Origin of the sequence: Mesorhizobium sp. B2-4-12, assembly GCF_006441575.1 — a bacterium.
Lineage (GTDB): Bacteria > Pseudomonadota > Alphaproteobacteria > Rhizobiales > Rhizobiaceae > Mesorhizobium.
In genome coordinates, this window is the sequence record NZ_VFVC01000028.1 from 19,605 (window position 1) to 37,140 (window position 17,536).

Consider the following 17,536-nt stretch of genomic DNA (forward strand, 5'->3'; position numbering starts at 1 on the left):
AAATCGACATTGGGCAAATTAGAAAATCTAATACTTCAAGGCAGCAGACTTGGTTGTCCGGCCGTCAGCCAATATCTCAAGAATACGCCTCCAACGGGCACAACGCCCGAAATCCTTCTGCTCAATCGCCTTTTCAGCCTTCATCGCCGCGTAAAGTGGCGCCTCGGCGCCAAATTCCTTGATCAGCCAGTGCGCTTCCCTGCGGGCCAGACGTTCGTTGTCGTCAAACATGATTTTCGGCCTCCGAACGCTCCACACCGACGGCAATACAACTGCCAATGACGAGGACGGCGCCGGCGACGGCTGTCATCGTCAGCCGTTCGCCGGAGAAGATCAGAAGCAGTGTCGAAGCGATCGGGGTGAGATAGGCGACAACCGCGACCTTGCCGTGGCCTTCAAGCTTCAAGGCCCGCGACCAGAAATAATAGCCCAAGCCCATCGGGCCAGCACCAAGATAGAGCCCAAGCGCAAGGTCGGCAGCAGCGGGCAAGGTTGCGCCGTCATGGACGCACCACAGCAATGTCACGGCCACGCCGATCAATGAGGATGGCAGCAAAAGACGGTCCGCTGACATGGCGAGCCGCCCCACCAGGATCGAATAGAAGGCCATGCACAGCGCCGATCCGAAGGCGGCGAGATAGCCGACAAGGTTGCCCTGAAACCAGGAATGGTCGCGCCCGCCCGAGATGACAAGCACGACGCCGGCAAATCCAAGGGCCGCGGCAAGGCCCAGCACCGTGGGTCGTTGCGGGCTCTCGAACGCGATCACCGCCGCCGCGACCATCAGAGGCCAGGTGTAGGCGACGAGGTTCGCCTCGATCACCGACATCGAGGCGAAGGCCACATATTGCAGGATCATGGTGCCGACGAGACCGACGAAGCCGACCACGAATGGTGCCAGTACCGCGACGAGACCCGCATGGCGCGGCATGGCGGGTTGCCGCGCGGCGCCGATCAGGCGGATCAAGGCGAAGACCATGGTCGCGCCGCAGAACTGCAGGCATTGCACCAGCGACACCGGATGACTTGCCAACAGCGCCTTGCCGACCAATGCGTTGGTCGCCCAAAGTGCGACCGCGCCAGCGGCAAAGGCCAGCGCCAGCCTGGAGCCAGGCTGGTTCTGCGCAGCCCGAGACAGGCTCCCTTCCTGTCTTTCAACCACGACTGACCCCCGGCTCATCGAGGCAAAGGGCGGCTGCGGCCGGACGGAGCCATGGCTGGTCACCACGATTCCCTTGCACCGCCGGGGACCGGCGCCTCGGGCGGCACCGGCACGGGGCGCTCTGCCTCGAAGCGGCGGTAGGCGGGCAACTGGTTGGTCCAGACGTCTTCGGCCAGCTCGTTGACCCACTCGCGGTCGTGATCGTTGTCCGCGGCAAGATAGAACATTCTGTTGTCGTCGACATAGGGCTTGGCGACCGAGCGTTGATTGAGCACTAGGGTGACACGCTCGCCGAACTGGATCGGCGCCGTGCGGTGCAGGACGCCAAGGAACTGCCCGAGTGTCGCGAAGTGCATCTTGTGGTCGATGCGCATGATGCGGTTGCGCGGGATCTCGCGGCCGGATTCAAGGATGGCGCGACCGGTTTCGGAGTCGTCGCAATAAATTTCGAGATGCCCGCCGACCAGCGGATCGCTGATCGACAGCGGAATGAGTTCGGTGACCGGAACGCCGTCGCAATGCCATTCGACGGCGCCGTCCCTGGGATTCATGAAGGTGACGGTCGAGCCGACGATCGACAGCGGATAGGGCTCCAGCTTCGTGCCCATCATGTCGGACAGGCGTTCCAGGCGTAGCTTGTCGTGCAGCAACTCCCTGATTTCGGGGATGAAACGGTCGGCGCCGGTGATGAAAGTCAGATCGAGGTGCTTGTGCACGGCATGGCTGGCCTTGAGCTTCAGCGCAGCCTCCTCGATTGCCGCAAGCAGCGCCGGGTCATAGCCATGCCGATACTGCGCGACGCCGAAACTCGACACTTTCCAGGCGGTTTCGTGGCCGATGATGGCCTCGCGGCTCATCGCATAACGCAGCTCGGGGATGGTATGTGCGTTCATTGTACTTCTCCAATAAGGGGGCAAACACTTGGTAAACAGTCGATTAAATTAGCCCCCCCTGTAAAATTAGGAATGCTAGTGCTAGTGTAAGCCCAGCTTAAGGTCGAAAACCGTGCGTCTGCTCAGTCAGGTCAACCTCAATTCGCTGAAAATCGTGGAAAGTGCTGCACGGCACGGGAATTTCACGCGTGCTGGCGAGGAGCAGTTCATCACCGCTTCGGCGGTCAGCCAGCGCGTCAAGAGCCTGGAGGACCAGCTGCGCTTCAAGATATTCCAACGCGGTGGCAATGCCGTGTCGTTGACGCCGGAGGGCGAAACCTATGTCTCGCGCGTTCGCGAGGCTCTGGAGCGGATCGTCGCTGCCAGCATGGAAGCAACCGGGCAATCGCAGGAACATGTGCTGAAGATATCCGTGCTACCGACCTTTGCCGCGCGCTGGCTGTTTCCGCGCCTGCCGCTTTTCCAGCGGCAACATCCCGATATCGTGATGCGGGTCTCGACCTCCTACGCGACGCATGAGTTCACGACCTCGGATTTCGATCTCGAAATCCGCTATGGCGACGGCCATTTCAACGGGCTGCCGTCTGATCTGCTGTTTCGGGAAGACCTGACACCGGTGTGCAGTCGCAAGCTGTTCCTTGAGGTTCTCGGCGACAGGCCGCTGTCAAAGGTGACACCGGACGACCTCAAGCACTTCACGCTGCTGCACTCCGACACCTGCACCCAGAACTGGCAATCCTGGCTTGGTTTCGCCGGCGCCAGCTTCGTGCTCAGCGAGACCAAAAGCATCTATTTCGACTCGTGCATGATGTCCTACGAGGCGGCCAACGCCGGAATGGGTTTTGCCGTCGCCAACCGCGCCTACATGGCCAGCGACATCCGTGCCGCGAGGTTGGTGGCTCCCTTCGCCGTCCATCATCCGAACACGGCCGGTTGGTATTTTGTTTCCCCCCACAAGAGCCTTGCCGCACGCAAGGTGCTGCTCTTCAAACAATGGGTCATGGCGGAGGCGGCTCTGACGCAATCCCAATTAGACAGCGAAATCAGCGATTTGGCTTTGGAGATTGCCTGAAAGTCAAATTGCGCTGCAAGACTTTACAAATCCGCGAAGGATTCACTGACCGAAATCAGGCAAAGGCCCTTCCCTCTTCAGTGCGCTGGAAATGCGCCAGATCGAGCGGGACGGAAGGGCGGCCGAGAGCCGTCAGGATCATATGCGCCTGGCCGCGATGATGGGTCTGGTGGTTGAAGACATGAGCCAGCGCTGGCGCCAGGCGTTGCGAGACGGTGCGCATGTCCGATACGGTCATATAGGTGAAGCGGCCCGAGAGCGCCTTGTCGCCCAAGCCGCCGAGCCAGTCGATGATCCGCCGGTCCTCTGCCTCGCGCGCCAACCGCAGCTTCGGCAAGGCGCGATGCAGTATCGCGTCCAGCGCGGTCGGCGCATCGCCTTCGCCGGTGAAGCGCTTCATCCATATGCGATCGGCGACGAGCAGATGGTTGAGCGTGCCCATCAGCGAGCCGAAGAAAGCGCCAACATGGCGATTGAATTCTTCTTCATCGAGATCGGCGGCGGCATCATAGATGCGGCCATTGGCCCATTGATTGTACGCCGCAAACATCATGAAGTGCTGTTTCATCTCTTCTCCCGCCGCCGCGTTTCGGGCGATACCTAGACCGCAAAGGGGCCGACGCCAATGACCATTCTGCTTTATGATCTCGTCGGGCGCGACGAGAACCGTCCGTTCAGTCCGCATTGCTGGAAGGCTACGATGGCTCTGGCCCATAAGGGGCTCGATATCGCGACCGCGCCGACGCGTTTTCTTGAGGTGCCCACCATCGAAGGCGGCGTTTCGAAAACCCTTCCGGTGATCCGCGACGGCGACAAGGTCGTCATCGATTCCTTCGCTATCGCGCTCTATCTCGAGGAGGCCTATCCGGATCGTCCCACGCTTTTTGGCGGCGATGGCGGCAAGGCGATGGCGCGGTTCATCGAACGCTGGTCGCAATCGACCATCCACCCCTATGTGACCACCGCAGCGATCGTGGATCTGCATGCCATGCAGGACGAGACGAATGGCGCGTATTTCCGGCAAAGCCGGGAACAGCGCCTGGGCAAGAAACTGGAAGAGGCGAAGGCTGCGCGAGAAGCCGGGCTCGGCACTTTCAGGGCTTCGCTGGAGCCGTTGCGCTCGATGCTGAGCTACCAGCCATTCATCGGCGGTGCCTCGCCGCTGTTTGCCGACTATATCGTCTTCGGCGCGCTGCAATGGGCGCGCATCGCGACGTCCTATCAGCTGCTCGACGACGGCGACGTGGTGGCACAATGGTTCGACCGCTGCCTCGACCTGCATGGCGGGCTCGGGCGAAAGGTCGCCGCAGCGGCCTGACGCCCGACCTGCCGCAAGGCAAGCGCGGTCACTCTGCCGTCAAAGAGCCGGCAGCGGAGACGGCCAGGCCTACTTGGCTGCCTTTTTTGGCTTGCTGGTCTTCTTGGCGGCCTTCGCCTCCTTGGGCGCGGCTTTTGCCTTGACAGCGCCCGTTGCCTTTTTGGCGGGCTTTTTGGCTGCCGACGACGTTCCCGTAGCATCTTCCCGGTCGATGTCGGCTGTCGCCTGATGCCAGTGGCGTTCGTGCTGGCCGGCCGGTTGCCCCTCTTCCTGCCAGATCTTATGGGCTCGGTTGCGAATGCGCTCCTGACGATCGTCTGCCATAGTCATACTGTCTCCATTCGGGCCGACTTCAGCGCGGCGCCGAGACGCGACTATAGCAAGCAAAGCCTGATATTGCAGCCATTTGGTCTCAACTTGCCTTGCAGCTCGTCGGCATCGATCTGAACTTCAACCCGCCGCACGGCGTGCCCTGCGCTGTCGCTCCCTGCCCCTCGGGCGTTCAAAGTCCTTTGAAAGGTCCACCGGACCTTTCAATCACCATTCGTCATTCGGAAAGCCAGGCAATCGCCTTCCCGTCCGTTTCGTAGACCATTCCTCATCCTTTGGCCTCACCCCTTGGCAATGGGCCGGGCGGCTTGTATAGAGCCCGCCACTCTCCATTCCATTCTCCAGACAAGGACGACCCATGGCGCTCGAACGCACCTTCTCGATGATCAAGCCGGACGCAACGCGGCGCAACCTCACCGGCGCCATCACCAAGATGCTCGAGGACGCCGGCCTGCGCGTCATCGCTTCGCGCCGGGTGTGGATGAGCCGCCGTGAGGCTGAGGGTTTTTATGCCGTCCACAAGGACCGCCCGTTCTTCGGCGAACTGGTCGAGTTCATGTCGTCGGCACCGACGATCGTCCAGGTGCTGGAAGGCGAGAATGCCATTGCCAAGAATCGTGAAGTGATGGGCGCCACCAACCCGGCCAACGCTGCCGAAGGCACCATCCGCAAGGTGCATGCGCTGTCGATCGGCGAGAATTCGGTGCACGGCTCCGACGCGCCGGAAACCGCCGCGCAGGAGATCAAGTACTGGTTCTCGGACACCGAAATCGTCGGCTGAGCCGATAGCCCATATCGCAAATCATGCTGAAAGGCCGGCGAAATGCTGGCCTTTTTTCGTATAGGGATATCGTCTGAAGCTCCCCGGCGCATCTTTCATGAGTTCGTACCGGCAAAGTGAGAACTCAGCTTGCAGCGCTGAAGCGCAGGATTTCGCGTCCGTCCTTGTCGGCGATGGCGAGCTTTCCGGCATCGACCTTGTATGACGCCGCCTTGGCCAACGCATCGAACAACGCCTTTTCCTCGGCCATCACCTCGGGCGCGCAGGCCTTGTAGGTCGACCCGATGCCGCTGATCGCGATTGCCTGGCCATCGACCTTCGCTGTGGCGAAATAGCTGTTGCATGGGCCGCTGCCGCCGGCCTTGCCGGCCTCGCTGACCTTGAACGTCACCTGCGGCGCGGTGATGGCGCCGACGCCGTCGACATAGTCGACCACCCAAAGCTGATCAAAGACGGAAGCCGCCGGCTCGCCACTCGGCGCGACCGTCTTGAGCACGATGGTCTGGGGCACGTCGGTCAGCGGATCGAGCTGGTGGCGCAGATCGGAAATGAACATCAGCCTGCCGTCGACGGTGATGCGGGCCCGCAGGGCGTAGGTCATCTGTGGCCGGATGGTAGAAGGGTCGAATTTGATCTCGAAGCTGATCGGCACCTGACCGGCAGGTTTGATCTTCTGTTCGCCGATGATCCTAGCCGGCGCGTCGGCCAGCGAGACATCGGCAAGCTGGACGGAGAGCACGGCACTGGGCGGCAAGGCGATGCGCTCGCGATAGATCACCTCGCCCCGCACCGCCTTTTCGGCGACCAAGGAGAGTTCAGGCACCGCCAGGATGCCGACGACCAGCGGCACAAAGCCGAAGACGAAGAACTCCGCGAGCCTGTCCAGCATGACCATCTCCCTTGCCACGGGCTCCCAATGCTCCGGGCTGCCGATGCCCGGGCCGACCAACGGTCGTTGAATTGGCCAAAGGATTGCGGTCAATGCATGGCTGCGGCGGGATTTTATTCTGGTGATTTCCAGCGCTGCGCGGCCTTGACGTCGGTTTGCTTGGCCTCGACCCAGCCACCCTCCGAACCGTCAACACGATGCTCCTTCTTCCAGAAGGGAGCACGCGATTTCAGATAGTCCATCAGGAAGTTCGCCGCTTCGAATGCGGCCTGGCGGTGCGCCGAGGCGGCAACCACCAGCACGATATTCTCACCCGGCGCGATCTTGCCATGGCGGTGGATGACCGTGAGGCCCTGCAGCGGCCAGCGCTGAACCGCCTCGGTGGCGATGCGGCCGATCTCGGCCTCCGCCATGCCGGGATAGTGCTCCAGTTCAAGCGCCGCTAGCGCGCCCTGCTCGTCCCGGCAGAGGCCGGAAAAGGTGACCACGGCACCAATGTCGGCGCGGCCTTGCGTGAGCCCGGCGATCTCGGCGGCGACGTCGAAATCCTGGCGCTGGATGCGCACGGTCGGCGCCAGAACGGCCGACATGAGTCATCCTCCCGTCATTGGCGGAAACAGGGCGATCTCGCGCGCGCCGGATATCTTCTCGTGGTGGTCGACATGTTCCTGGTTGATAGCAACACGGATCACGTCGGGATATTGCAGCGCATGCTCATAGCCCTCGCCGCGCGATTGCAGCCAGCGCAGGAGGTCGGCGACCGTCTCAATGCCGACGGGCAATTCGACATCTTCCTCCGATGTGCCGATCCGCTCGCGAACCCAGGCGAAATAGATGAGGCGGGTCGTCATCTCACTCGTCCATGATGTGCTTGAGGCCGGCGCGGAAATAGTCGTAGCCGGTGTAGAGCGTAACCAGTGCCGCGATCCACAGCAGCACAAGGCCGGTCTGCGTGGTCAGCGGGAAGATCTTGTCGCCGGCCGGGCCGGCCAGCAGGAAGGCGATCGCGACCATCTGGATGGTGGTCTTCCATTTGGCAAGCTGCGTCACCGGCACCGAGACCTTGAGCGCCGCCAGATATTCACGCAGACCGGAAACCAGGATCTCGCGGCACAGGATGATGATTGCCGCCCACAACGACCAGCCGGCGATGCCGGCATGACGATCGGTATCCGCCGCCAGCAGCAAAAGGCACGTGGCGACCAGCAGCTTGTCGGCGATCGGATCGAGCATCTTGCCGATGTTGGAGGTCTGCTGCCAGGCGCGCGCAAAATAGCCGTCGAAATAATCGGTGACTGATGCCAGCAGGAAAATGATCAGTGCCGACCAGCGGGCGAAGTCGCTGGATTTCAGATGACCTTCGAGGAAAAAACACAGCACGACCAACGGCACCGCGATGATGCGGGCGTAGGTGAGTATGTTAGGCAGGTTGAATGCGCGCTGGGCCATGTCTTCAAGGACTCTTTCTGCCTGCGTACTCAAATCAGATGCGAATGTGGGGGGTCAACAGGCCAAAATCGATTGGCCAGCCGAAAATAACGGGAAACCTCACACGCTGTCCTAAAACCGCACTCCATTTCGGAAAGACGTGCGTTCTTCCCCTTCATACATGTCGCTGTGCCAAAACAACCATGCACATTCGGGTGACATGCATCAGCTCTCATGGAAGTGATTATAGACCAGCCTCGCCACCTGCTCGGAAATGCCGTCGACCTTCCTCAGATCCTCGATCGCGGCGCGGCTGACCGCCTTTGCGGTGCCGAAATGCAGCAGGAGGGCGCGCTTGCGGCCGGGGCCGATACCGGAGATCTCGTCGAGCGGACTCTTGACCATTTCCTTTTTGCGGCGGGCCCGGTGCGAGCCGATGGCGAAACGGTGAACCTCGTCGCGCAGCCGCTGGACGAAATAGAGCACGGGGTCGCGAACCGGCAGCGAGAACGAATCCCTGCCCTTGACGAAGAAGCGCTCGCGGCCGGCGTCGCGGTCCTGCCCCTTGGCGATGCCGATGGCCATGACGCGGTCTTCTATGCCGAGATCCGAGAGGATCTTGCGCACCGCCGTCATCTGGCCCTGACCGCCGTCGATCAGGATGACGTCGGGCCAGGCCGGGAAGCTGCCGGAGATATCCTCCTCAATGTCGTCGCCCGCTTCGTCGGCAGCAGCGTTGTCGGCCACGGCATCACCATGTTCCTTGAGCAGCCGCGAAAAGCGCCGCTCCATCACCTCGCGCATCATGCCGAAATCGTCGCCGGGCGTGATCTCGGTCGAGCGGATGTTGAATTTCCGGTACTGGTTTTTCACAAAACCTTCCGGCCCGGCGACGACCATAGCGCCAACGGCGTTGGTGCCCATGATGTGCGAATTGTCATAGACTTCGATGCGCACGGGCGGCTTGGCCAGGCCGAACGTCTCGGCGAAACCGGCAAGCAGCCGGCCTTGCGTCGAGGTTTCGGCCAGCCGCCTGCCAAGCGCCTCACGCGCATTCTGCAAGGCATTGTCGGTCAGGTCCTTTTTCTCGCCGCGCTGCGGCACCGAGATGGCCACCTTGCGGCCGGCGCGGGTGGAAAGCGCCTCGGCCAGCAATTCCTGGTCCTCGACCCCGTGCGACAGCAGAATGGCGCGTGGCGTCGGCTTGTCGTCGTAAAACTGCGCCAGGAACGAGCCCAACACTTCTGATCCCTCCAGCGCGGGATCGGCCTTGGGGAAATAGGCGCGGTTGCCCCAGTTCTGTCCGGTGCGGAAGAAGAACACCTGGATACAGGTCTGCCCCCCTTCCTGATGGATGGCGAAGACATCGGCCTCATCGACGGTCGCCGGGTTGATGCCCTGATGGCTCTGCACATGCGACAGTGCGGCCAGCCGGTCGCGATAGATTGCGGCGCGCTCGAAATCGAGGTCTTGCGACGCCTGCTGCATGGCGGCCGAAATCTCGGTCTTCACCTTCTGGCTGCGGCCCGAGAGAAAGTCCTTCGCTTCGGCGACGAGCTCAGCATAGCCCTCATGCGAGATTTCGCCCGTGCAGGGGCCGGCGCAACGCTTGATCTGGTAGAGCAGGCAAGGTCGCGTGCGGTTTTCGTAGAACGAGTTGGTGCAGCTGCGCAGCAGGAAGGCGCGCTGCAGCGAATTGATGGTGCGGCCGACGGCACCGGCCGAAGCAAACGGACCGAAATAGTCGCCTTTTCGCGATCGCGCCCCGCGATGTTTGTAGATTCCGGGCGACACATGATCACCGGTCAGAAGAATATAGGGGAACGACTTGTCGTCCCGCATCAGCACATTGAATCGCGGCCGCAATCGCTTGATAAGATTGGCTTCAAGCAGCAGCGCTTCGATCTCGGTGCGGGTGACGACGAACTCCATCGTCGCGGTCTCGCGCACCATGCGGCCGATCCGGGCGGTGTGGAAGCGTCCTTGCGCGTAGTTGGTGACGCGTTTCTTCAGGCTGCGCGCCTTGCCGACATAGAGAACGTCGCCGGTGGCATTCATCATGCGATAGACACCGGGCGCATTTGGCAGCCGCTTGACCAGGGTCTGGATGACCTCGGCGCCGACCTGGCCCTCGGTGTCGCCGGCATGCGGTGTCCAGTCGATGGCGGTGAAGGCAATATCGGGGCCCGCCGGTTCGACGATCTCCTCGAGTGCCTCATCCTCGATGTCGATTTCGGGAGGAAGGTCATCGGCGCCAGCGCGCGCCTTGTTCTTGGTATCCAAGGGATTCATTCCGTCATGCCTGTCACATCGGGCGTCTGCCATGCAAGATGCTGGCCGCCATCGAGCGCGATCATCTGGCCGGTAACTGAGCGCGCCTCCCAGAGATAGCGAATGGTGGCGCCGAATTCCGGCAATTCCGGGCCGCGCTTCAGAATCAGACCAGCGACCTGTGCGTCAAAATCAGAATCATTCTGACGCTGATTCTTAAGCGTCGGGCCTGGACCGATCGCATTAACACGGATTCGCGGACCGAGCGCCTGGGCCAACATCTCTGTCTGCGTCCACAGCGCCGATTTCGAAAGCGCATAAGAGAAATAGCGCGGTGTCGGCCGCCAGACGCGCTGGTCGATGATGTTGACGATCAGCCCTTCCTGTCCATCCGGCAAGGACCGGACGAAGCTCTGCGCCAACAGCGCCGGCGCTTTGACATGGATGGCGAAATGGCGGTCCCAGGACTGCCAGTCAAAATCCTCGACCGAATCATCGACGAAGAGGGAAGCATTGTTGACCAGAAGCGAGATCGGCCCGAGCGCTGCCTGAGCCTGGCCGATCAGGCCGGCCACATCGGCCATGTCGGTTAGATCGGCGCCGACCGCCGCGGCCCTGCCGCCTGCCTTGTTGATCCGCGCCGCCAATGCATCCGCCTCATCATGCGAGCGATTGGAATGGATGGCGACCGCAAAGCCATGGCCAGCGAGATCTTCAACGATCGCCTTGCCGATCCGTTTCGCCCCGCCGGTCACCAGTGCCGCGGTGGCATTGCTCATCGTGTGTCAATCCTCGGTTTCGGCACGAAAAGACGGTGCCGGCAAAATATGGCCTGTCATCTGTTAAACGGCGTTCGCACCTGGGGCAGCATTGTGGCGAAACGGCTGGACGGGCTCTCGACTCGCTTCTCGACGAAAGCCAGCCATCGCCCAATATAGGACGCCGGACTCCTTGTACCAAGCCGTGTGCAGCGTAACGCCCTCCGATTGCTGACATTTCGCTGTTGCGAAGATGCAACGTCAAGTTTCTGCCTCATTCGTGCCGGGTAATGACCCAAGTTCAGGTTCGGTTCAGCCGCATTTTGACACGACATTTGGAACCGACGAACGCCAGATCCGTTTCACCCCCCGGGCGGGTCGATGGCGATCGTGAGAAACAAGCCTGTGTCCTGTGGCTTAAGGAGTAAAGAAGAATGCAAGCCAATCTTAAATTCGCACGGCCGCTGGCTGTTGCGCTCGGGCTCTTTGCCCTCGGTGGTACCGCCTATGCCGCGGACGTCGTCCGGGAAGAGCCGCCGGCACCCGCTCCGGTTGCCGAACTTCCTGTCGCTTCGTGGGCCGGCCCCTATGCCGGTATCAATGTTGGCTATGGCTTCAGCGGCCGTACCAAGGAGAAGGACTTCGGCGTTTCGACCGATACCAAGGGTTTCATCGGCAGCGTCTTCGGCGGCTATCAGTGGCAGCAGGAGAACTTCGTCTACGGCGGTGAAGCCGAGCTCGGCTACGACGGCGTCAAGGGCGACGACAACGGCATCCACTCGAAGGGCGGCTTCGAAGGCTCGCTGCGTGCCCGTCTCGGCTACGCGGTGACCCCGGAAATCCTGCTCTACGGCACCGGCGGTCTCGCCGGCAGAAGCCTGAAGGTAGAGGACTCCGTCATTCCCGCCAGCGACACCGCCACCATGATCGGCTGGACCGCGGGTCTCGGCACCGATATCAAGCTGACCGACAATGTGTTCGGCCGCGTCGAGTATCGCTACACCGATTTCGGCAGCAAGGACTTCGGTGGTGGTATCGGCAAGGTCAAGGCGACCGACAACCGCGTCACCTTTGGCGTCGGTATGAAGTTCTAAGTCGTCCAAGCCACGACACGAAAAAGCCGGGCCTCGCGCCCGGCTTTTTTTATGGCGGCAGCCTCACGCCGGAATGAGGGGCTTCAGTTCCGGAAATTTCTCGTCGAAACGCGCCGCCCAACGCGTCAGCCGGCCACGGCCCTTTTCCCATTTGCCGGCAAAGCGCAGCGCGAGGTAGCCAAGGCAGGCGCGCAACGCGATCTGGCCGGCGGTGATCTTCTTCGGCAGTTTAGGCGGATTGGCGTTGAGCAGGTCGAGTGCGGTGCTGATCTTCGCCCATTGGCGGTCGAGCCAGGGCTGATAGACCATTTCTTCAGGCCGGGTGCGGCGCTCATAGACCATCGACAGCGCGCAATCGCAGATGCCGTCGGCCAGCGCCTCCAGCACTTCCGCTTCCAGCCGCTTGTCGGGATTGCGCGGAAACAGCGCGTTCTTCGAAATCCGGTTGAGGTGCTGGGTGATGGCACGACTGTCATGAACCGAACGGCCGTCGTCGAGCACCAGCACCGGGATCTTGCCGAGTGGATTGGCACCGATTAATTCGGCTGGCCTGTCCTCGGTCTTGACCGGCACGTGCTCGATGGCGATTCCGGCATAGGCCGCGGCCATCCTTACCTTGGAGCTGTAGGGAGAGGAGGAGGCGTAGAGCAGCTTCGGCATGATCGGTTTCCTGTTTGCAGGCGTCCAGTGTTGACTGGACGGGCACTCGTGATCAACCGGCAGAGCGCAAAAAACAGCTACCAGAAACCGATTGCGGCTTCCGACCAGACATCACGACAAGCTTACAGACCGGTACGCTGGAGACGCGAGCAAGTGACGACGAACAGGCTGACAGGATTTTGAACCTGCATTTCACGCTTCACGGATCCAGGCATTGCCCCCCGGGGGGAACCTCCGGCGACCGCTGCAACCACACAATTGGATCGGGCGAGCGGGGCAGCCAAACGGCGCCTCGCTTTGCTTGCCCTCGGTCCCTTCCGACGTTCAGCCCAAGGGCTGAACCAACTGCCGAATATACTTCGATCCAGAGCGTCAGAGCGTCCTTGCCGTGTCCGAAGGACACGCGACGCCCCAACGGCTCGGTCTACTTCCTGGCCGGAGCTTTCGCCTTCGCAGGCGCTGCCTTGGCCTTCGGCGCGGCCGCTTTCTTCACCGCTGGCTTGGTCGCGGCGGCGGCGGCTTTCGCAGCCGGCTTTGCCGCGGCCTTCGCGACCGGCTTTGCCGCTGCCTTGGCGGGTGCCGCCTTCTTGGCTGCGGGCTTTGCCGCCGCCTTCGCCGCTGCCGGTTTCTTCGCTGGGGCTGCTTTTGCCGCCGGCTTTACCGCTGCCTTCGCAGGCGCTGCTTTCTTCGCCGCCGGCTTCACAGCAGCCTTCGCCGCGGCTGCGGGTTTCTTCGCCGGAGCCTTGGCCGCGGCTGCCTTCGGCTTGGCGGCGGGCGCTGCTTTCTTCACTGCCGTTGCGGCCTTCGCCGCGACTGCTTTTGCGGGTGCTTTCTTTGCCGGTGTCTTGGATGCCGGCGCTTTAGATGACTGCTTAGCCATGTCATGCCCCTTCACGTTATGCCGATGGCCGTGAATGACCCCAGCGCGCAATGCATATCTGACTCGCGGCTCGCTAGCCAGCGAAGCAATGATATGATTCTCTCAGCTTAAATTTTGGTTGCGATCGGCACACGATCGCACTCATCATCGCAAAAACGCGGCGTCATCTTTGGATATCGCCCGCGATTTGACACCGGCATTCTCGATGCGCTGCGGGACCAAGCCCGCCGTGAACCTTCGAAGATAGCTAATAGTTTCGCGCATTGATCTTCGATCACGAACATCATGAGCTGCAGCCTTATCGAGGCGATCTTCTTTTACAGCTGGACGATCGATGCAGCTCACGAACGCAATGCGACGACCGATCTGGAGATCACCTTGTCAAGCGCCGTTTCATTGCCGGTTGGAAAATTGACAGATAACTCTGTACAATGGAGTATTCTGTCGAAAACTAAGAGCTTCGATGTCGGTCCCACAACCGCTGCTGCCCGAGATCGCCGAGCCACGTGGGAAAGCTCAAAGCCTTGCTGTATTGGAGCCCATAGATGAGCGCCGACGACATCATCCACCAGAGTACACGGCTCAGGATCATGACTGTTCTGAATAGGCTCGAAAGGCGCGAGGCGCTGGAATTCACGCGGCTGAAGGCGATGATCGAAACCACCGACGGGAATCTCGGCGCGCACCTCGATACGCTGGCGAGGGCAGGCTATGTCGAGATTGAAAAGCTCTTCGTCGGGCGGCGGCCGCAGACCCGAGTCAAGGCAACGACGATTGGGCGGCGGGCCTTTCGCGGTCACATGGCCTTTCTTCGCAAGATCATCGACCAGGCCCAGGCGACGCAACGCAGGAAATAGCTCTACGGCCGAGCGGACGCTCCCATCGTGCAACGACCACGGCAACGCCGGCGCCGATCATGACCTGCCGAGCGATTGACCCGGCGCGTGCGATCGCACCTTCGGTCAACGCAGGACGCAAAAACGCCTGCGACCCCTTCAGGTCGCAGGCGCGAAAATCATCCGAGGAAGAGACGCGTTCAGCGCAGAACGCGGCAGCGGCCGTTGTAGACCATCCAGCGGTCAAAGCCCGAGACGCAGAATTCGACGTTGTCGCCGATCGAGGCAAAGCCCTGGCCTTCCTCGATCAGATAGAAGATCGACCGGTCACGGCCGTCCGACAGACTGACGGTTGCCCGGCAATAGTGACGGCCGATCGGCCATTGCTCGCTCGCCAGCTGATATCGGTGCTGGTGAATGTTGTGAAAATCGGTGATCGCGACGTCGGGCAGATGCGGCACGTGATGCACCTGGTAGGCGAAGCGATGGGTGATCTTGTTCAGCACCCATGACTCACCACAGATGCTGCCGTCGTCCTCGGAATAGATGCCTATGACATCGGCGGCGTGAACGGCCTGCGTTACGCCGAGAGGCGCGGTAAAGGGGGTGCAGAGCGAAATCAGGGCAGCAAGTGCGGATTTGGCGAAGCGAGTCATGGCAGCCTCTCAAGGTCGATTGCGCGCACTGTGCGGATTCGCTTGGCGGCGGTCAAGCGGTTGCCGAAACAATGGTTTCCAGAAATCGGCGCTTGCAATTGCCAACAATAGCGAAGTTCACCAGGACAACGCACCGCAAAACGGCCGTTCCAAATCAAGCCTGCTCGCCGACCAGCCATTCCAGCGACCAGTGCGCCGGCTTTTCCACGGCGAGCAATCTGTGCAATGCCGGCAGCACGGTTCGCAATTCGCCTTCCAGCGTGAAGGGCGGATTGACCACTACCATGCCGCTGCCGTCGAGGCTGGGTTCCGACGAAGCCGGCCTGATCTCGAATTCTATGTCGAGGATTTTCGGGATGCCGGATTGCTTCAGCGCTTTCCTGAAGGCGATGATCGCCTTGCGGTCCTTGATCGGATACCACAGCGCATAGATGCCGCCAGGCCAGCGCCTGTGCGCCTTGACCAGCCCGTCGACGAGGCGGCCGAACTCGCCCTCTTCTTCGAAGGGCGGATCGACGAGCACCAGCCCGCGTTTCTCCTTTGGCGGCAGATGCGCGCCCAGCGTCAGCCAGCCATCGAGTTCCATCACCCGGGTCTGGAAATCGTCGGCGAATTCCGCCTTCAGCTTCACCGCGTCTTTCGGGTGCAGCTCGATCGCCGACAATCGATCCTGCTTGCGCAGGAGATTGCGTGCGAGCAGCGGCGAACCCGGATACTTCTTCACACCGCCCTCGGGATTGAGCGACCGCACCGTGCCGAGATAAGGCGCCAACAGCGCCGCCACCTTGGCATCGAACGAGGCGTCGATCAGCCGGCCGATGCCGCCCTGCCACTCGCCTGTCTTTTGCGCTTCGGGTGATGACAGGTCGTAGCGGCCGATGCCGGCATGGGTGTCGATGACGCGAAACGCCTTGTCCTTCTGCTTCAGATATTCGAGCAGACGCGTCAGCACGACATGCTTGACGACGTCAGCGAAATTGCCGGCGTGATAGGCGTGGCGGTAGTTCATGAAGCTCCCCTGCCCCAGCGCGGCGGCGGTTGCGAGTTTGGACTTTTCGGCCGGCCGCCACCGAAATGCAAGGACAGGAAACCGATCAAGCCAACCGCCATCAGGGATAAGCCGATCGGCCGCGCGCGGCTTCGGCTTCGCCCGCCCCGGAGCGCAAGACAAGATCGACCGCCCGCATCGGTATATCGTCGGCATCGCATTCAGACAGTCACTTGGTCAGATCTCGCCGGACAACCGGCTTGCCTTGGCGCCGTCGCGCAAGCGTTCCATTTCATCCAGCAGCATATCGAGCCCAAGCTCGAACGTCTTGTCGAACTCCGCCTTGCCAAAGTAACGGCCGGCAGCGGCGACATTGGGAAAATTACGCCCAAGCTCCTCGTTGCTGACGGGGGTGGCGGCCGATGGGCCCTTGGCGTACCCGGCTGTTTCGTCGAGCACCGCGCCGGTCAGATAATAGCCAACCGCGCGGAACAGCCTCGCAGTCGCCTCCTGGTCGAAGCCGCCGTCCTTGAACAGCCCGATGATGCCGTCCAGATAGGCAAGGCAAATGGGCGAATTCATGCGGTAGGTCAGGAAATACGTCGCGAAGGCCGGATGCTCGCGACCGATCCGGCGATAATCCAATATGGCCATGCGCATCCGTTGACGCCATGGCAAGCCGGGATCCGGCATCTCCAGCGGGCCGACCAGCCTGTCGACCATCGCCTCGAACAGATGCGTCATGGACGGAAAGTGGTGGTAGATGCTCATCGCCTCGCAGCCGAGCACCGCCGCCAGTTTGCGCGTCGAAAAGCCGGCGAACCCCTCCCGCTCGATCACCTCGAAGGCGGCGTCCTCGATCATCTCGCGGGACAGCCGACCGCGGGTTCGCTTTTTTTTGATCTCTGAGTCCATGGCGTCGCTTGACAGCTTACACTGTAAGGTTCATCTTCCGCGCACCTTACATCGTAAGGCTAGAAAAGACCAGAGGAGAAAACCATGTCGAACCGTCGCATCGCCGAATCCGTGCAATCTTCCATCCGCCGTGCGTTCCTTTTCACCACCGCGGCCTGCGTCCTGTCGCTCGGAGCAGCGCCGGCCCATGCCGATGAATATGATGCAACCATCAAGGACATCCAGTCGACCATGGGCGGTGTGCCAAGCTTTGTGAAACAGTTTCCCAAAGCCGGTCTGCCCGGTGCCTGGGCCGAGGTCAAGGCCATCGAACTTAGCGACAAGACGGCACTGCCGCCAAAGGTCAAGTCGCTGATTTCGCTGGCGGTGGCGGCGCAAATTCCGTGTAACTATTGCATCTGGTCGGACACGCAGGATGCCAAGCGCGCCGGCGCCACCGATGAGGAAATCCAGGAAGCTGTGGCGATGGCGGCGCTGACCCGCCACTGGAGCACCATCTTCAATGGCATGCAGATCGATTTCGACACATTCAAGAAGGAAATGGCTGGGCAGTAAGTCCACCGGCGACATGCAGAGGCCGGCCATCGGCGGGCCTCTGCATCATC

General features: G+C 61.4%; 22 protein-coding genes and 1 pseudogene. 6 read left to right on the plus strand and 17 right to left on the minus strand.

From position 1 onward, the window contains the following. Positions 1-27 precede the first annotated feature (27 nt). From FJ934_RS17335 to FJ934_RS28035, 3 genes are read right to left on the minus strand one after another with little or no spacing between them, the layout of a single operon-like run. Positions 28-231: a hypothetical protein gene (locus FJ934_RS17335; RefSeq protein ID WP_140610807.1), complete on the minus strand. Its 204-nt coding sequence runs from the start codon at positions 229-231 to the stop codon at positions 28-30. Beyond that, positions 224-1,162, minus strand: coding sequence for an EamA family transporter (locus FJ934_RS17340; RefSeq protein WP_246671539.1), 939 nt, complete (start codon positions 1,160-1,162; stop codon positions 224-226). The genes FJ934_RS17335 and FJ934_RS17340 overlap by 8 nt, the downstream gene beginning before the upstream one ends. Positions 1,163-1,221: 59 nt before the next feature. After that, entirely contained in the window at positions 1,222-2,055 is an 834-nt protein-coding gene (locus tag FJ934_RS28035; RefSeq protein ID WP_181165653.1) for a hypothetical protein, read from the minus strand. Between the two features lie 112 nt (positions 2,056-2,167). Here FJ934_RS28035 and FJ934_RS17355 point away from each other — a divergent pair, with 112 nt between their 5' ends. After that, on the plus strand, positions 2,168-3,127 hold the full coding sequence (locus FJ934_RS17355; protein ID WP_140610809.1) for a LysR substrate-binding domain-containing protein: 960 nt from the start codon (positions 2,168-2,170) through the stop codon (positions 3,125-3,127). A gap of 55 nt (positions 3,128-3,182) precedes the next feature. On the opposite strand, the gene FJ934_RS17360 is transcribed toward FJ934_RS17355, so the two are convergent. Further along, positions 3,183-3,695: a DinB family protein gene (locus FJ934_RS17360; RefSeq protein WP_140610810.1), complete on the minus strand. Its 513-nt coding sequence runs from the start codon at positions 3,693-3,695 to the stop codon at positions 3,183-3,185. Positions 3,696-3,752: 57 nt separating this feature from the next. Between FJ934_RS17360 and FJ934_RS17365 the strand changes: the two genes are divergently transcribed. Continuing rightward, on the plus strand, positions 3,753-4,445 hold the full coding sequence (locus FJ934_RS17365) for a glutathione S-transferase family protein (RefSeq protein WP_140610811.1): 693 nt from the start codon (positions 3,753-3,755) through the stop codon (positions 4,443-4,445). Positions 4,446-4,514: 69 nt separating this feature from the next. On the opposite strand, the gene FJ934_RS17370 is transcribed toward FJ934_RS17365, so the two are convergent. Further along, positions 4,515-4,775 (minus strand): DUF2934 domain-containing protein, encoded by a 261-nt coding sequence (locus FJ934_RS17370; protein WP_140610812.1) that lies wholly within the window; start codon positions 4,773-4,775, stop codon positions 4,515-4,517. 358 nt (positions 4,776-5,133) lie between these two features. Here FJ934_RS17370 and ndk point away from each other — a divergent pair, with 358 nt between their 5' ends. Then, positions 5,134-5,556 (plus strand): nucleoside-diphosphate kinase, encoded by a 423-nt coding sequence (gene ndk, locus FJ934_RS17375; RefSeq protein ID WP_008875017.1) that lies wholly within the window; start codon positions 5,134-5,136, stop codon positions 5,554-5,556. A 124-nt stretch (positions 5,557-5,680) separates the two neighbouring features. Here the strand turns inward: ndk and FJ934_RS17380 are convergent, their stop codons facing one another. From FJ934_RS17380 to FJ934_RS17405, 6 genes are all read right to left on the minus strand, one after another. Beyond that, on the minus strand, positions 5,681-6,445 hold the full coding sequence (locus tag FJ934_RS17380; protein WP_140610813.1) for a YbaY family lipoprotein: 765 nt from the start codon (positions 6,443-6,445) through the stop codon (positions 5,681-5,683). Between the two features lie 113 nt (positions 6,446-6,558). Further along, positions 6,559-7,035, minus strand: coding sequence for a molybdenum cofactor biosynthesis protein MoaE (locus FJ934_RS17385; protein WP_140610814.1), 477 nt, complete (start codon positions 7,033-7,035; stop codon positions 6,559-6,561). A gap of 3 nt (positions 7,036-7,038) precedes the next feature. Beyond that, positions 7,039-7,296, minus strand: coding sequence for a molybdopterin converting factor subunit 1 (moaD, locus tag FJ934_RS17390; protein WP_140610815.1), 258 nt, complete (start codon positions 7,294-7,296; stop codon positions 7,039-7,041). A gap of 1 nt (position 7,297) precedes the next feature. Next, entirely contained in the window at positions 7,298-7,894 is a 597-nt protein-coding gene (gene pgsA / locus FJ934_RS17395; RefSeq protein WP_027026303.1) for a CDP-diacylglycerol--glycerol-3-phosphate 3-phosphatidyltransferase, read from the minus strand. 204 nt (positions 7,895-8,098) lie between these two features. Beyond that, positions 8,099-10,165 (minus strand): excinuclease ABC subunit UvrC, encoded by a 2,067-nt coding sequence (gene uvrC, locus FJ934_RS17400; protein ID WP_140610816.1) that lies wholly within the window; start codon positions 10,163-10,165, stop codon positions 8,099-8,101. After that, positions 10,162-10,923 (minus strand): SDR family oxidoreductase, encoded by a 762-nt coding sequence (locus tag FJ934_RS17405; protein ID WP_140610817.1) that lies wholly within the window; start codon positions 10,921-10,923, stop codon positions 10,162-10,164. The genes uvrC and FJ934_RS17405 overlap by 4 nt, the downstream gene beginning before the upstream one ends. Before the next feature lie 413 nt (positions 10,924-11,336). On the opposite strand from FJ934_RS17405, the gene FJ934_RS17410 reads away from it, so the two are divergent. Continuing rightward, the gene (locus tag FJ934_RS17410) at positions 11,337-11,996 is read left to right on the plus strand and encodes an outer membrane protein (protein ID WP_140610818.1); all 660 of its coding nucleotides are present in this window, start codon (positions 11,337-11,339) and stop codon (positions 11,994-11,996) included. A gap of 63 nt (positions 11,997-12,059) precedes the next feature. Here FJ934_RS17410 and FJ934_RS17415 read toward each other — a convergent pair whose 3' ends face one another. Next, positions 12,060-12,656, minus strand: coding sequence for a glutathione S-transferase family protein (locus FJ934_RS17415; RefSeq protein ID WP_140610819.1), 597 nt, complete (start codon positions 12,654-12,656; stop codon positions 12,060-12,062). A gap of 424 nt (positions 12,657-13,080) precedes the next feature. Next, a complete protein-coding gene (locus FJ934_RS17420; RefSeq protein WP_181165654.1) occupies positions 13,081-13,446 on the minus strand; it encodes a hypothetical protein in 366 nt (121 codons plus the stop codon). Positions 13,447-14,081: 635 nt separating this feature from the next. Here FJ934_RS17420 and FJ934_RS17425 point away from each other — a divergent pair. Next, positions 14,082-14,393, plus strand: a complete 312-nt coding sequence (locus tag FJ934_RS17425) for a transcriptional regulator (RefSeq protein ID WP_140610821.1) — start codon at positions 14,082-14,084, stop codon at positions 14,391-14,393. 179 nt (positions 14,394-14,572) lie between these two features. Here FJ934_RS17425 and FJ934_RS17430 read toward each other — a convergent pair whose 3' ends face one another. From FJ934_RS17430 to FJ934_RS17445, 4 genes and pseudogenes are all read right to left on the minus strand, one after another. Beyond that, positions 14,573-15,028, minus strand: a complete 456-nt coding sequence (locus FJ934_RS17430; protein WP_140610822.1) for a hypothetical protein — start codon at positions 15,026-15,028, stop codon at positions 14,573-14,575. A 154-nt stretch (positions 15,029-15,182) separates the two neighbouring features. Then, complete coding sequence (locus tag FJ934_RS17435) at positions 15,183-16,037, minus strand: 23S rRNA (adenine(2030)-N(6))-methyltransferase RlmJ (protein WP_140610823.1); 855 nt, start codon at positions 16,035-16,037, stop codon at positions 15,183-15,185. After that, positions 16,034-16,233, minus strand: a pseudogene (locus FJ934_RS28770) (hypothetical protein); the annotation flags it as partial. The pseudogene FJ934_RS28770 and the gene FJ934_RS17435, both read right to left, overlap by 4 nt. Before the next feature lie 20 nt (positions 16,234-16,253). Continuing rightward, on the minus strand, positions 16,254-16,880 hold the full coding sequence (locus FJ934_RS17445; protein ID WP_246671540.1) for a TetR/AcrR family transcriptional regulator: 627 nt from the start codon (positions 16,878-16,880) through the stop codon (positions 16,254-16,256). A gap of 135 nt (positions 16,881-17,015) precedes the next feature. Here FJ934_RS17445 and FJ934_RS17450 point away from each other — a divergent pair, with 135 nt between their 5' ends. Beyond that, positions 17,016-17,486, plus strand: a complete 471-nt coding sequence (locus tag FJ934_RS17450) for a carboxymuconolactone decarboxylase family protein (protein ID WP_140610825.1) — start codon at positions 17,016-17,018, stop codon at positions 17,484-17,486. Positions 17,487-17,536 lie beyond the last annotated feature (50 nt).

Coding starts and splice junctions, on each gene's coding strand:
- FJ934_RS17450 (WP_140610825.1), top strand. CDS start 17,016: ATGTCGAACCGTCGCATCGCCGAATCCGTGCAATCTTCCATCCGCCGT.
- FJ934_RS17430 (WP_140610822.1), bottom strand. CDS start 15,028: ATGACTCGCTTCGCCAAATCCGCACTTGCTGCCCTGATTTCGCTCTGC.
- FJ934_RS17385 (WP_140610814.1), bottom strand. CDS start 7,035: ATGTCGGCCGTTCTGGCGCCGACCGTGCGCATCCAGCGCCAGGATTTC.
- FJ934_RS17360 (WP_140610810.1), bottom strand. CDS start 3,695: ATGAAACAGCACTTCATGATGTTTGCGGCGTACAATCAATGGGCCAAT.
- FJ934_RS17415 (WP_140610819.1), bottom strand. CDS start 12,656: ATGCCGAAGCTGCTCTACGCCTCCTCCTCTCCCTACAGCTCCAAGGTA.
- FJ934_RS17370 (WP_140610812.1), bottom strand. CDS start 4,775: ATGACTATGGCAGACGATCGTCAGGAGCGCATTCGCAACCGAGCCCAT.
- ndk (WP_008875017.1), top strand. CDS start 5,134: ATGGCGCTCGAACGCACCTTCTCGATGATCAAGCCGGACGCAACGCGG.
- pgsA (WP_027026303.1), bottom strand. CDS start 7,894: ATGGCCCAGCGCGCATTCAACCTGCCTAACATACTCACCTACGCCCGC.
- FJ934_RS28035 (WP_181165653.1), bottom strand. CDS start 2,055: ATGAACGCACATACCATCCCCGAGCTGCGTTATGCGATGAGCCGCGAG.
- FJ934_RS17425 (WP_140610821.1), top strand. CDS start 14,082: ATGAGCGCCGACGACATCATCCACCAGAGTACACGGCTCAGGATCATG.
- moaD (WP_140610815.1), bottom strand. CDS start 7,296: ATGACGACCCGCCTCATCTATTTCGCCTGGGTTCGCGAGCGGATCGGC.
- FJ934_RS17380 (WP_140610813.1), bottom strand. CDS start 6,445: ATGCTGGACAGGCTCGCGGAGTTCTTCGTCTTCGGCTTTGTGCCGCTG.
- uvrC (WP_140610816.1), bottom strand. CDS start 10,165: ATGAATCCCTTGGATACCAAGAACAAGGCGCGCGCTGGCGCCGATGAC.
- FJ934_RS17335 (WP_140610807.1), bottom strand. CDS start 231: ATGTTTGACGACAACGAACGTCTGGCCCGCAGGGAAGCGCACTGGCTG.
- FJ934_RS17405 (WP_140610817.1), bottom strand. CDS start 10,923: ATGAGCAATGCCACCGCGGCACTGGTGACCGGCGGGGCGAAACGGATC.
- FJ934_RS17445 (WP_246671540.1), bottom strand. CDS start 16,880: ATGATCGAGGACGCCGCCTTCGAGGTGATCGAGCGGGAGGGGTTCGCC.
- FJ934_RS17410 (WP_140610818.1), top strand. CDS start 11,337: ATGCAAGCCAATCTTAAATTCGCACGGCCGCTGGCTGTTGCGCTCGGG.
- FJ934_RS17435 (WP_140610823.1), bottom strand. CDS start 16,037: ATGAACTACCGCCACGCCTATCACGCCGGCAATTTCGCTGACGTCGTC.
- FJ934_RS17365 (WP_140610811.1), top strand. CDS start 3,753: ATGACCATTCTGCTTTATGATCTCGTCGGGCGCGACGAGAACCGTCCG.